Below are 12,394 nucleotides of genomic sequence, written 5' to 3'. Positions count from 1 at the left end.
CTCCCTTTCTACTCATCTTGAATTGTAATACGATACTGAACACCTGCTTGCTCTGCAGACTCTACACTAATGGCATAGCGGTCTCCAAAATAGAGCACAAAACGCTCATGGACATTGACAATCCCGATAGACTGCTTTTGATCACTGTAACTGGCTTGGTGTTCAAAATGTCTCTGACTTAATTTTTCTCGGATATTTGCCAGCTTTTCAACCGACATTCCTCTACCATTATCGACCACCAAAATTTCCACAAAACCATCCTGTTTAAGAGCCTTGATGCTAATCACATTATCTGTCCGTCTGTGGTCAACACCATGCGCGAAATAATTTTCAACCAGAGGTTGTAAGGTAAACTTAGGAATCTTCATATTCTCTAACTCTGGATCTATCTTGAAACCATAGGCAATGGATTTGGGATAGCGAACCATGCAGAGATAGCTATATTTACGGCAAAATTCTAATTCCTGTTTGAGAAGAGTCTCTCTTTCATCAGAAATATTGTTCCGCAAGAGACTACTGAACTCATAAATGATATCTGCCAACTCGTCTTGACTCTGCATAACTGCATACATGCGCAAGAACTCCAGAGTATTGTACATGAAATGAGGATTGATTTGCGCCTGCAAGGCTCGCATATTGGCATCTTTTTGACTGAGCTCTAGCTGATAAATATCATGGATATTCTTTTCCAATCGATCCAACATATCATTGGTCGTCTCCGCGATTAGGAGCAATTCCTGATCCTTTTCAAGCGTGTCAATGCGAAGACCTTCTTGCCCTTGGGCAATAGCATGGATGGAATCCACCAAATCCACTACCTGCTTTTGGTAGTTGGCAAAGGTCTGCCTCAAAGTCAGATAGAGAATGACAATAAAGAGAAGGCTCAAGCCCACAATCAAAGCAGAGCTGGTCACCGTTCCTTGTAAAACAAAGTTTTTGGGAACTGCCACCTGAACCTGATAGCCATGAGAGGTCACACCGACAAACCAGTTTTCATGCTCCCTATTGACCCTCTCACCAATATGAAAAATCTCCGTATCAAAAGGTGATGTCACAGTCACAGCCATCGGGATATGACCTCGGGTATTGTCCACAGCATGGTATAAGATTTCTGGATCCAAGGAAATATAAACAACCCCTATCGATTGATCCGTCGCTGGATCTAAAATAGGAACTCCAAAACTATTGGCCTCCGGTTTAAAGCCTTCCGCAAGTACCGAATGACCCCCTCTCTCATTTCTGCTCGAAACATAAACTTCTTTAAAGTCCTGCAAGACGATTGCAACACCCGTTATATAGTCATTCTGAACATACAGGTCATCGATATTTTCATACAGAGAAATAGAAGTTGACGAAGCTGCTTGGTGCTCCAACAGCCAATAAAAATACTCAGAAGTTGACAGGCTAAAGTACTTATAAACCCCTTGTATACGGTCTTGATTGGCTACTAAATCTTGAGCTAGCTGAGCTGACTCGCGATAATAATACTCCACCTCTTCGACTGTTCGAGTGGTTACACGTTGGGCTACTCTTTGAGCTTCCTTTTCCCGTGAATCCCAGTCAGCGTAAGAGAGTAAGATTGCAAAACTCGCAATAATAATCATCATAACTGAACTGTAGGTTCTTAGAAGCGTATGTAGCCAAAACTGCTTCATCCTACTTTGTCGCCAATTTTTCATGGATACTTTCATAGACCGGTTCCAACATATCACTGATAAAGAAATGCCACATCCCAATTCCTACAAAGAAAAGTAGAGCAGGCATATAGTAACCAATTGCCACAAGTAGCACTGTCCCAAGGAGAACCTTGGCCACGGCTGCTAGACTCATAAAGATGCCAATCAAGGATAGTTTGAGACGATTTCGATAGGACAAGTCAAAATAAACTTGTAATTTCAAAGATACTGTATAAGCCAGAAACAGCAGGGCAACTACTAGAACATTCAAAAAGGTCGCAATCAAATGAATAATAGTCTGATGAGGCAATTGCACCAAGAGATACAAGCCATAAACCAAAACTAGATCCACCCCTAAAAAGCTATAGAAAATCAGGTTGCTTGAGACGAAATTTTGCTTATAAAGAGACCAGGCCTCCTTCAAACTGTATTCCCGAAAACTATAACCATGTTCTGCATATAGGCTCATCAAGGTAGCACTAGCTGGCGCTAGACCAAGGATAATCCCTCCCACCAAGGTTAATAGCCAAAAGAAGGCTGTCGTAATCATCCCTAAAAAGAAACGATTAAAGACAAAGTCTAAAAATCTCCCCATGATATCCTCCTAAAAATAACTATGAAACTATTATATCATATTTCAAGCGTTTTCAAAAAATTCTAGTGCCCATTTACAATCCCATCAAACCGTGATACAATGAGAATTGTGAAAAAATGATCAGGAGACAATTCATGAAGAAATCTATCTTAACTACACTGCTTTTTGCAGTTCTTTACTTCCTCTCCATGGGGATTGGTGTCCTTTTGGGCAATCTCTTTGACCAAACTGGAAACATGTTTTATGCGCCTGCCTTTACTGCCCTTGTCGGCGGTAGCGTCTATATGATCCTAGTCGCAAAAGTTCCGCGCTTTGGAGCTATTACCACTATCGGCCTTGTTATTGCTCTCTTTTTCTTGGGAACTAAACACGGTGCTGGTGCCTTCCTTCCTGGAATTATCTGTGGTCTCCTAGCAGATGCAGTAGCTAACCTCGGAAAATACAAGGACCAAACTAAGAATTTCCTTTCTTTCATACTCTTTGCCTTTAGCACATCAGGTCCAATCTTACTTATGTGGATTGCTCCCAAAGCCTATATAGCAACCCTTCTAGCAAGAGGAAAATCCCAAGAATATATCGACCGTATCATGGTTGCGCCAAATCCTGGAACCATCCTTTTATTTATCGCAAGTGTTGTCATCGGAGCCCTAGTGGGTGCCTTAATTGGACAAGCCTTGAGTAAAAAATTTGCACAGAAAATCTGATTACTAAAAAAGAGCCACACGGCTCTTTTTTATTTATGGCTCAATTTTTTGGTCAAGAAATCTCCCAAAAATTGGATTGCAAAGATAATCAAAATGATAATGATGGTCGCCAAGATGGTCACATCGTGATTGTAACGGTTAAATCCATAAGCGATGGCTACGTTACCAATACCGCCAGCTCCAACCGCACCGGCCATAGCTGTTTCCCCAACAAGGGAAATCAAGGTCACAGTCGTCACACGGATCAAATCTGGAAGACCTTCGGATAGGTAAACGCCTACGATGTCCCAGAAGGTCGCTCCACTCGCTTGAGCCGCCTCAATGACACCGCCATCCAATTCAGCTAAGACAACCTGCACTTGACGGGCAAAGAAGGCAAAGACTGCAAAAGATAGCGGTACGATAGCCGCATTTGGACCAATGCTTGTTCCTACGATTAGATGAGAGAAGGGTGACAAGACCGCCAAGAGAATGATAAATGGTACCGCACGGAAAATAGAGGTAATCTTATCCAAAATCCAAAAAACAACTTTATTTTCCAAAACACCACCCGGCGCTGTCAAGACAAGGAAAAGACCTGCCACCAGCCCCAAGAAACCTCCAATAATAAAGGAAAGAACTGTCATATAAAGGGTTAGGTAGATGGCTGTTCCCCAGCCTGCCTGACCAGACCAGCCCATTTTATAGACATTTGGTAAATAGGTTTGAATCAATGATTCCATCTTACTGTCCTCCCTTCAATACTTTTAGCTGTACGCCTGCTTGACGAATGGCTTCTTGAGCACCTGCTAGCGCTGCTTTTTCACCTGACAAGACCACCACCAATTCCCCAACAGGAGTGCCATCAAGAATTTCGATGTTTCCATAGAGGATATTAGCCGTTACTTGGTAACGCTTGTACAATTCATTCAAAAGTGGCTCGTCTGTTGAAGCTCCTGCATACTTGAGTTGCACCAAGAGACTGTTGTCAGACAAGTGTTCCACGATTTCTTGCTTCTCAATCTTGACCATGGCTTCATCAATACCTGTGGCTGTTGAGATAAAGTCCTGGGTCAAAGGTTGTTTAGGGTCTGAGAAGATTTCAAGGACACTGCCCTCCTCAATCAAATGACCATCCTGCATAACTGCCACACGGTTGGCAATATCTTTGACAATTTGCATTTCATGCGTAATCAAGACAATGGTCAAGCCTAATTTTTGGTTCAAATCTTGCAACAAGGCCAAAATCTGCTTGGTTGTCTTAGGGTCAAGGGCAGAAGTTGACTCGTCTGAAATCAAGATTTTTGGATCATTAGCTAAGGCACGCGCAATGGCCACACGCTGTTTTTGCCCTCCAGATAGTTGTGAAGGGTAGTTTTCAGCACGGTCCGCCAAGCCAACCAAGTCCAACAACTTAGCTACTTTAGCTTTCTTTTCTTCCTTGCTGAGTCCAGAGTGTTTAAGGGCAAAAGCCACATTCTCCTCTGCTGTCTTTTGGCTCATCAGGTTAAAATGCTGGAAAATCATCCCGATATCCTGACGTTTACGACGCAACTGCTCGGCCGTCAAGGTGACCTTGCCATCAAAAATCACATCGTCGTCAATGGTAATTTTCCCTGCAGATGGTTTTTGCAAGAGGTTAATCACCCGAACAAGGGTTGATTTCCCTGCTCCAGAATATCCAACGATTCCGTAGATATCCCCTTCTTGGATGTGAATGGTCACATCCTTGACCGCTGTGATGGTTCTCTTCTTTTGGTGAAAAGTCACATCGATCTGATCTAACTTGATAATATCTCTACTCATAGCTTCTAATCAGCTCCTCTACTAATTCAATATGGGTGTAGTAATCGGCGATTCGCACGTTCTCATCTCCACCGTGGTCCCGGCTATTAGCATTTCCTAGACCGAAGGCCACCATTGGCACCTCTAGGGCATCAAAGACCGTATGCATAGGCCCTGTCCCAGCTGTAGTCGGCAAGACTGAAACGCCCTGTGGATAGAATTTCTTGGCCAACTCGATTACATTGAGAATGGCTGGCGCGCTCATATCGCTTCGATAGCTCATTTCTCCCAAGGTATAGTATAATTCTACCTTATCAAAGCCATTTTTGTCTAGCTGTTTCCGAATTTTTTCCAGAACATCATGCGGTTCTAGGCCAGGAACCAAACGAACCTCTAGCTTGGCACTAGCTTCTGCAGGTAATATCGTTTTGACTCCTTGTCCTTGATAACCTGACTGAATACCTTCGATATTAAGAGCTGGCTCGAAAAAGAAACGTTTTAGAAAGGCTGCACGCTCCTCTTGTAAGAGAGGCAATTCCAAACCATAAATCTGGCTGATTTCCCCTGGATTGCGTTGAGCATAGGTATCCACCAAGGCCAATTCTCGTTCATTTGGTTCTTGAACTTCTTCGTACAAACCTTCAATCAAGATACGGCCATCTGTGGCGCGAAGAGACTGTAAGGCTTGAAGGAGGTACCAGGGAGCTGACTCCACAACCCCACCATAACTAGAGTGGATATCCACATCAGCGCTTTTCACCTTGGCATCAAAGGTCACAATCCCCTTATTTCCACCAGAAATTTCTAGCTGTTCCAAGGCATTTTTGGTCCCTTGTTCCCAGACCAATAAATCCGCACCACGGAGTTTATCCGCATGTTTTTCCAAATACTTATCCAGATCTGTCGAAGCCGATTCCTCCGCACCCTCCATGATAAAGCTGATATTGACAGGCAAATCATCATGGTGCTGCATATATTTTCTCAAAGCACTCAAACGAGCCGTGATATGACCCTTGTCGTCGTCAACCCCACGCCCATACATAAAGCCATTGCGGACTGAAAGAGTAAAAGGATCTTCTGTCCACACCTGATCCCCATCCGCTGGCACAGTGTCATAGTGGTTATAGAAAATCAGGATCTTGGCATCTGGACGCGAACTCTTGAAATGCGCCATGACAAAGGGCGCCGTATAGCTCTCATCAATCTCCACTTCAGCCCCAACACGTTTGAAAATCTCACCCAGATAATTTGCGACTTCTTTGAGACCCACCTGCTGGGCAAAGACTGATTTCTTAGAAATCAAGGTACGCAAAACCTCAAAATAATGCTGGGCTACATGATCCTTTTCAAATTTTTCAATTTGTTCTTGTTCGCTAGGAAAAACCATATTCTCTCTACCTTTCTATGAACTACTTTTTCTGACAATCCCTGCTCTATACAAAAGCAAGAGGTGGAATTCTCTCTCCCACCTCCCTGTTTCTTATTACCAAACTGGTTGATCCAAACCGTCTGATGTTTCTTCGATAACTTTTTTCACTTCATCTGTATGGTAAGCTGCAACAACTTTCTTGATAGCATCAGCCTTAGGTGATGATTCCCAATCTTTTTTCGCAACAATGATGTTGTACCATTGTTTTGAGTTTTCATCAGCTTGTTCTTTGAAGAGTGCTTTCTTGTAGTCCAATTTTGCTTCTGTAACGAAGGTATTGTTTACAACGGCAGCGTCAACTGATGACAATGAACGAGCTGTTTGGCTAGCGTCCAATTCAGTGATTTTCAAGTTCTTTGGATTTTCTTTGATGTTAGCAACTGTTGCAAGAGCAGTTCCAGAAACATCCAATTTAATCAAGCCAGCTGATTGGAGCAAGTAAAGCGCACGGCTTTCGTTTGTAGCATCGTTTGGTACAGCGATTTCTCCGTTTGCTGGGATGTCTTCTACTTTAGTGTACTTGTTGTCACTTCCATTCAAACCTGAGTAAAGGCGGATTGGAGAGATGTAAGTATCAGCAATCGCTACAAGATCTTTTCCGTTTTCTTTGTTCCAGTTGTTCAAGAAGTTGTAGTGTTGGAAAGCGTTCAAGTCTACTTCGCCATCAGCAGTTGCCTTGTTTGGTTGTGAGTAGTCTGTGAACTCTGTAAATTCCAAAGTGATTCCGTCTTTTTTAACCAATTCTTGAACTTTATCCCAACGAGCTTCTTCAGAACCGCTACGGTTGACAGTTGCAATTTTGATAGTTGTTGCATTGTCTGCTTTCTTTTCTGAGTTTCCGCAAGCTGCAAGAGCCAAACCTGCGACTGTAGCAAGGGCTGCTACACCAAGCCATTTTTTGATTTTCATGATTCTTTCTCCTTAAAAATAATACCGTACTAGTATCTCACAATTTGTTTGATTTCACAAATTGTTATTAGATAGGCAGATATATAGTTTAAAACTATATGCTTAAAAACTGAGAAATCACCCATCTTACTCAGAATGGATGATTTCAAGAAATTATTTAATATCAGCTTCTGCTGGTAGATAAGTGTCTCCGAAGAATTGTTTAGACAATTTTTCAAGCGTTCCATCTTTGTAGAGTTCTTGGATACGTTTGTCTACAAATGATTTCAACTCATCTTGACCTTTAGCAAGAAGTGGGTAAACGTAAGGTTGTTGGTCGCTTGGAAGTTCAATCACTTTCAAGTTGTCCAAACCTTGGTCCTTGATAACTGTTTCAACACCGATTTTATCAAAAATCTTGTAGTCAAACTGGCTATCGCTCAAGCGTCCCATGATTTGTTGGAAGTCCGCTTTAGTATACTTTAGGACAGTTGGATTATCTGAATGTTGTTTGTTGTAGTCTTCTAGCTGTTTAGCAGAAGTTGTCCCTTGAACAACTTCTGTTGATTTTCCACCGATATCATCAAGAGATTTGATGCTAGGGTCATCTTTTTTCACTACAAGAACGTTAGGGTTTTTAGCAGTTGGAGCTGCATAAAGGTATTTTTCAGCACGTTCTTTAGTGTAGCTGATGTTGCTAACAGCCATATTGTAACGGTCAGCATCAAGTCCTGCAAAGACTCCTGACCACTCTGTCTTCTCAAACTTGACATCATACTTGTCAGAGTCTTTAAAGATAGCGCGAACCACTTCAATTTCGTAACCAGTCAATTCGCCATTTTCTTCATAGTTGAATGGTTTTGGTGTAGCATTAGTTGCAACAATAATTTCTTTCTTGCTAGCTGCTTCTCCTTCTTTTTTCGCACCACCTGAGCAAGCTGCTAACACACTTGCAGCAACAAGAGCAAGGGCAGCAAGAGATGAGTATTTAACGATTTTTTTCATGTCATTTCCTCCAAAATAAAATACCTTATAATTCTAACAGAAAAAGAGCATTTACGCCATTATATGATATCTATCTCTGTGATAAGTTTTTTTTATGGCTAATTTAAAAGACCAAACGCAAGACTGCAATCAAGACTACTCCAAAGAGAACTGTGCCGACTAGATTGCGGTAGCGAAAGGCTACCCAAGCTGTTGGAAAGACGGCTAAGAAGTCCAGCCATTTGATTTGAGGAAGGCTTCCAATCTTACCTGTCACTACGCTTGAAAGAATCAAGGCAAAGATAATAGAAACAGGCAGGAACTTCAAAAAACGCTCAACGATCGCAGGCAAACCCTTATACTTGACCAAAATGAAGGGAATCATACGGGGAATCCAAGTCACCAAGCCAGAGAAAAGAACTGCTAATAAAAGATACTTACTGACCATCTAAAACCACCCCCATTGTACAACCAAGTAGCGTCGCAAACAGAACAGCTAGTGACTGAGACACCACTGTCAAGAGCAAAAAGAAGGACACCGCAACAACTGCTAGGATAATGAGCAGATTGCGGACAGGAATCCGTCTTTGCATAATCTGGAATTGCGAAGCAAAAATTCCGATAAACATCCCAACCAGGGCAAAATCTAAACCAAAGATTTCTGGATTTGGTAGCAGGCCACCCAGAGCCGTTCCGACTACTGTTCCCACAAACCAAGCCACATAGCTGTTGAGATTGTTTCCGTGCATCCACATCGGATTGACCTTGTCTGTATGGGCCAATTCACCCATCAAAACGCCGTAAGTCTCATCCGTCAAGAGACTAGACATACCAATATTTTGCCAGAGACTGGTATGACGGAAATAGGTCGATGCGTGCAAGCTCAACAAAAAGAGACGCAAATTAATCAAAAAGACCGTCATAGCAATAGCTGCTACAGGTGCTTGAACCGCAATCAGTGCCAGCATGGCAAACTGGGCACTCCCAGCATAAACAAAGAGGCTCATCAAGCCCATCTCCACAGGTGTCACATAGGGCGCACCAATAATCCCACAGGCCAGGCCGATACTGACATAACCAAGTGCCGTTGGCATAGCTGCCTGCGCCCCCTCCCAAAATCCTTTTTCTTTCATCTTTCTCCTCATATTGTCTTAATAAATGGGCTGAAAAGGCTCCAGCCACAGCATGGACTATTATAACATATTCAGGAAAGAGAAAAAAGTCTGCTGATTGTAATCAGACAGACTCCATTTTATTCTATAGTATCAAAAACAAGACTTGGTTTGGCATTGAAATCCAAGTCTTGCTCATATTCAGATTCATCCATTATGCGATGCTCATGCCGTATTTTATAATGAATCATATTTTAAAAATACCAGACCACACTACTCCCTGCTTATATTTAGCTTCTTTCTTTTGGACAAATTTTGCCAAATCCAATAACTCTGTCGGTGGTTCACCTTTAAAGCCCAATAATTCTTTAGAGACGGCAAATGAGAGACGTACAGCTAGCAAATCTTCACTAGTACTAGAGAACTGTTTTGCTGTTTCCAGCAATTGCTTCCTAAATTCTTCCGTCAAGCTAATTTCTTTATTATTGTACAGGGAATGAATTAAAATTTGTAACTGACTCTGTTTTTCCATCGTTTACCTCATTTTATCTAGGACGCCAAGGACCATATTTAGCCCAACCATCCACCATAACATTTACAGTGTGTTCCAAATTAGAAATATATTGTACAGACTTCCAGTTGCTAGGTGAAATTTCGTTTCTTTCATGGACACCTCTAAAAATTTTTAGAAGTTCTTTTCAAATAATCATGCAACATTCATATAAAATAAATTTTAACAATTAGTATCATTCTTTTTGAAAAAATTACAAATAACTAATAAATAAATTCCTATAGATAGTGTAAATCCATTTATTAAAATACCCAAAATTTTTATATCTGTATAAAATTGAGGAATAATCAAAAATAGAATGGCAAATAAAGCATATAAACTTGAATTAGTCGAATATATCAATCCCATAGTGTCGTATCTATACTCTGAGTAAATCATTTTTTCAAACATATTTCCTGATATACCTATTAAAATAAATGCTAAAAAAAATAACAACAACTTTATTAACGGAAATGGAGTAATAAATACTAGCATGAGTGCTAATCCAGATACAGTATAATCAATAAAGAAAAACATTTTATACGGAATTCCCACTCTAGGAGCCAAAATTGCTCCTATCAAATCGGCAAATCTTTGAGCTCCTAGTACCAATCCCAAATATTGAATAGGTATGCCTTCTGATAAAAGATACAGTGGCATTAAAGTTAAAAGTAGATCTGTACCCCCACTTAAAATTGACTCTGTAACTACTATAAAAGAGGCAAATTTTGATTCTCGAAAAGCAGAAACAGTTTCCAAAAATTGGAAAGAAGAATTACTTTCCAAATCTACCTTTTCAGGTCGAACACTTTTAGTATTGTTTTTGGAACCGGGCAATCTGATTTTAATCATAAAATAAATAGCAGCCACAAAAAACGGAATACTTAAATTAAAAACAACAAAATAAGATAGAAGCCCTAATAGTAGAGATGCAGTTAAATTACTAATAATATCTAACACATTTGATGCCAAGTATTGAACATCTATCGATTTCTTTATTAGCATGTCATCATTATTTAAAGTTTCTGGAACAATTTTCATCTGCAGTGTATTTAATAAATTAGTTGATAATGCGAACAAAAAATTCAATACATAGATATACACAACACGAAAATGATACCTTAAACACAGAATTGTAATCACAATTATAATAAACTGGAGAATCTGGAAAATCACTAGCCAAATTTTATCTCTCTGAATTTTATTTATAAAACTTCCATAAAAAACAGCAAGCAAATTTGGGATAAAACCAATTAGAGTAAATAGAGATAACTGTCCTGCCTCAATATGATATACACTTACTAACCCTATCGATAAAGCAATAAAGTAAAAACTATCTGCAATATTCCTAGACGATCTACCTAATATTAAATTTATAAAATTTTGGCTAAATTTTCTTAATATCATGCTTATAAACCTCAAAATTCATGCAATCGATTTGAATATAATCCGTTAAATTCAATAATCCTGTTAAAGTATCTAATACTTTATAAGATATGATTGATGCAGCCATATATGATATTGGAGAAATAACACTATACGGTATTCTACTATCCAAAACATGATCATCTGTTATCATAAAGTCCCTATAAAACTCCCTCAATGAAATAGTTTTGCCCGGAATAATATGTAGGTAGTTTATTACCGTAGATGCATATGAGCCAACAATAATAGGTCTCGTATATTTATGAGCTAAATCATCAAACCAGTAGTCTATCTCTATTCTAGGAGTATCTGCACAGCATAAAGCAATGTCAAAATTATAATCTTTAAAAATAGTTTCTAAGTCATTCTGACACTCTAACTTCCTATAAATAGTTGTCACATTTGAATCAGAAATCTCTTGAATATGCTGTTTTATTATGTCTATTTTTAGCTTACCAATATCAGATTTCTTAAAGGATGTTTGTCTAGTAAGATTTGACTCTTCCACAATGTCAAAATCTACTAATATGAAATTACCTATACCTAGACGAGCTAAAATTTCGACTGTTGTTGATCCAATACCCCCTACACCAACAATTAAAACTGTTGAATTTAATAATCTATCCTGATACTTACTAGGGTCTAAATTTTCTGACAAATCAACCCACTCAAAGAAATTAATATTTCGGGAATATTTGGAATTATCATATTGATTACTAGTCACTAATCCCATAGATATCATCGACTCAACAACTTGTTTTTCTCCATTAGACAACAATTTTATATCAATGTCATTATCTAATTTTTTTATTAAATTGATGTTCTCTTCATTAAAATCAATCTCCCTTACAAGAGAAGCATTACCAAAACCAAATTTTATTTTATCTTTAAATATATACGGTTGAAGAGTTCTCTTTATTCTCATTTAGATCCTCCTAATCAAAAACTATTAAAAGATAAACAACAAATAGGAGTTTGGAAAATATTTTCCTAAACTCCAAAATTATAAATACGAATACAACTCATTTATAATTTCTATCCATATAATAAATTAAAATACAAAAAACTTATCGACTTCTAAAATTCAGTTAAAATCTTAATAGCATGCAGATATTAACTTTTAAACATTATGAATATCATCATTCTTCACAATTATTAAGATTTAAGATTTTTTGTATAATATCCGTTGCATTTGCAGCAAAATATATATTAATTAGAATTTTTGTCGTATATGTTTATCTTGATTTCAATCCACTATATCTAATCC

At 39.1% G+C, this 12,394-nt stretch carries 13 protein-coding genes; 1 reads left to right on the top strand and 12 read right to left on the bottom strand.

Annotation, left to right across the window (positions count from 1 at the left end; all coding sequences use genetic code 11):
* Positions 1-8 precede the first annotated feature (8 nt).
* On the bottom strand, positions 9-1,679 hold the full coding sequence (locus O3636_RS04620) for a sensor histidine kinase (protein ID WP_345772932.1): 1,671 nt from the start codon (positions 1,677-1,679) through the stop codon (positions 9-11).
* Positions 1,657-2,271, bottom strand: a complete 615-nt coding sequence (locus tag O3636_RS04615; RefSeq protein WP_247947050.1) for a YesL family protein — start codon at positions 2,269-2,271, stop codon at positions 1,657-1,659. Before O3636_RS04615 ends, O3636_RS04620 begins: the two co-directional genes overlap by 23 nt.
* Before the next feature lie 134 nt (positions 2,272-2,405).
* On the opposite strand from O3636_RS04615, the gene O3636_RS04610 reads away from it, so the two are divergent.
* Complete coding sequence (locus tag O3636_RS04610) at positions 2,406-2,975, top strand: MptD family putative ECF transporter S component (RefSeq protein WP_247947049.1); 570 nt, start codon at positions 2,406-2,408, stop codon at positions 2,973-2,975.
* Positions 2,976-3,004: 29 nt separating this feature from the next.
* On the opposite strand, the gene O3636_RS04605 is transcribed toward O3636_RS04610, so the two are convergent.
* The 10 genes from O3636_RS04605 to O3636_RS04560 all read right to left on the bottom strand — a co-directional run bounded on the left by O3636_RS04605 (position 3,005) and on the right by O3636_RS04560 (position 12,052).
* Positions 3,005-3,697, bottom strand: coding sequence for a methionine ABC transporter permease (locus tag O3636_RS04605; protein WP_023932463.1), 693 nt, complete (start codon positions 3,695-3,697; stop codon positions 3,005-3,007).
* Between the two features lies 1 nt (position 3,698).
* Positions 3,699-4,760, bottom strand: coding sequence for a methionine ABC transporter ATP-binding protein (locus O3636_RS04600; RefSeq protein ID WP_371641952.1), 1,062 nt, complete (start codon positions 4,758-4,760; stop codon positions 3,699-3,701).
* Positions 4,753-6,126 (bottom strand): M20/M25/M40 family metallo-hydrolase, encoded by a 1,374-nt coding sequence (locus tag O3636_RS04595; protein WP_371641950.1) that lies wholly within the window; start codon positions 6,124-6,126, stop codon positions 4,753-4,755. Before O3636_RS04595 ends, O3636_RS04600 begins: the two co-directional genes overlap by 8 nt.
* A gap of 96 nt (positions 6,127-6,222) precedes the next feature.
* A complete protein-coding gene (locus tag O3636_RS04590; protein WP_049513067.1) occupies positions 6,223-7,077 on the bottom strand; it encodes a MetQ/NlpA family ABC transporter substrate-binding protein in 855 nt (284 codons plus the stop codon).
* Positions 7,078-7,230: 153 nt separating this feature from the next.
* Positions 7,231-8,061 carry an amino acid ABC transporter substrate-binding protein gene (locus O3636_RS04585; protein WP_371641947.1) on the bottom strand — a complete coding sequence of 277 codons (831 nt, stop codon included), beginning with the start codon at positions 8,059-8,061 and terminating at the stop codon, positions 7,231-7,233.
* A 103-nt stretch (positions 8,062-8,164) separates the two neighbouring features.
* Positions 8,165-8,488, bottom strand: a complete 324-nt coding sequence (locus tag O3636_RS04580) for an AzlD domain-containing protein (protein WP_371641945.1) — start codon at positions 8,486-8,488, stop codon at positions 8,165-8,167.
* Entirely contained in the window at positions 8,478-9,173 is a 696-nt protein-coding gene (locus O3636_RS04575; RefSeq protein ID WP_000659743.1) for an AzlC family ABC transporter permease, read from the bottom strand. Before O3636_RS04575 ends, O3636_RS04580 begins: the two co-directional genes overlap by 11 nt.
* Positions 9,174-9,399: 226 nt before the next feature.
* Positions 9,400-9,684, bottom strand: coding sequence for a hypothetical protein (locus O3636_RS04570; RefSeq protein WP_000415011.1), 285 nt, complete (start codon positions 9,682-9,684; stop codon positions 9,400-9,402).
* 201 nt (positions 9,685-9,885) lie between these two features.
* Positions 9,886-11,109: a hypothetical protein gene (locus O3636_RS04565; RefSeq protein ID WP_000603362.1), complete on the bottom strand. Its 1,224-nt coding sequence runs from the start codon at positions 11,107-11,109 to the stop codon at positions 9,886-9,888.
* A complete protein-coding gene (locus O3636_RS04560) occupies positions 11,090-12,052 on the bottom strand; it encodes a ThiF family adenylyltransferase (protein ID WP_050271616.1) in 963 nt (320 codons plus the stop codon). The genes O3636_RS04565 and O3636_RS04560 overlap by 20 nt, the downstream gene beginning before the upstream one ends.
* Positions 12,053-12,394: the final 342 nt, after the last annotated feature.

Origin of the sequence: Streptococcus sp. 27098_8_76 (assembly GCF_041432315.1) — a bacterium.
Lineage (GTDB): Bacteria > Bacillota > Bacilli > Lactobacillales > Streptococcaceae > Streptococcus.
The sequence above is the reverse complement of the archived record's forward strand: the minus strand, read 5'-3'. Positions and strand labels throughout refer to the sequence as shown.

Bases quoted from the DNA above. Each gene is read 5' to 3' on its own strand.
- O3636_RS04620 (WP_345772932.1), bottom strand. From the start codon at position 1,679: ATGAAAAATTGGCGACAAAGTAGGATGAAGCAGTTTTGGCTACATACG.
- O3636_RS04615 (WP_247947050.1), bottom strand. From the start codon at position 2,271: ATGGGGAGATTTTTAGACTTTGTCTTTAATCGTTTCTTTTTAGGGATG.
- O3636_RS04610 (WP_247947049.1), top strand. From the start codon at position 2,406: ATGAAGAAATCTATCTTAACTACACTGCTTTTTGCAGTTCTTTACTTC.
- O3636_RS04605 (WP_023932463.1), bottom strand. From the start codon at position 3,697: ATGGAATCATTGATTCAAACCTATTTACCAAATGTCTATAAAATGGGC.
- O3636_RS04600 (WP_371641952.1), bottom strand. From the start codon at position 4,760: ATGAGTAGAGATATTATCAAGTTAGATCAGATCGATGTGACTTTTCAC.
- O3636_RS04595 (WP_371641950.1), bottom strand. From the start codon at position 6,126: ATGGTTTTTCCTAGCGAACAAGAACAAATTGAAAAATTTGAAAAGGAT.
- O3636_RS04590 (WP_049513067.1), bottom strand. From the start codon at position 7,077: ATGAAAATCAAAAAATGGCTTGGTGTAGCAGCCCTTGCTACAGTCGCA.
- O3636_RS04585 (WP_371641947.1), bottom strand. From the start codon at position 8,061: ATGAAAAAAATCGTTAAATACTCATCTCTTGCTGCCCTTGCTCTTGTT.
- O3636_RS04580 (WP_371641945.1), bottom strand. From the start codon at position 8,488: ATGGTCAGTAAGTATCTTTTATTAGCAGTTCTTTTCTCTGGCTTGGTG.
- O3636_RS04575 (WP_000659743.1), bottom strand. From the start codon at position 9,173: ATGAAAGAAAAAGGATTTTGGGAGGGGGCGCAGGCAGCTATGCCAACG.
- O3636_RS04570 (WP_000415011.1), bottom strand. From the start codon at position 9,684: ATGGAAAAACAGAGTCAGTTACAAATTTTAATTCATTCCCTGTACAAT.
- O3636_RS04565 (WP_000603362.1), bottom strand. From the start codon at position 11,109: ATGATATTAAGAAAATTTAGCCAAAATTTTATAAATTTAATATTAGGT.
- O3636_RS04560 (WP_050271616.1), bottom strand. From the start codon at position 12,052: ATGAGAATAAAGAGAACTCTTCAACCGTATATATTTAAAGATAAAATA.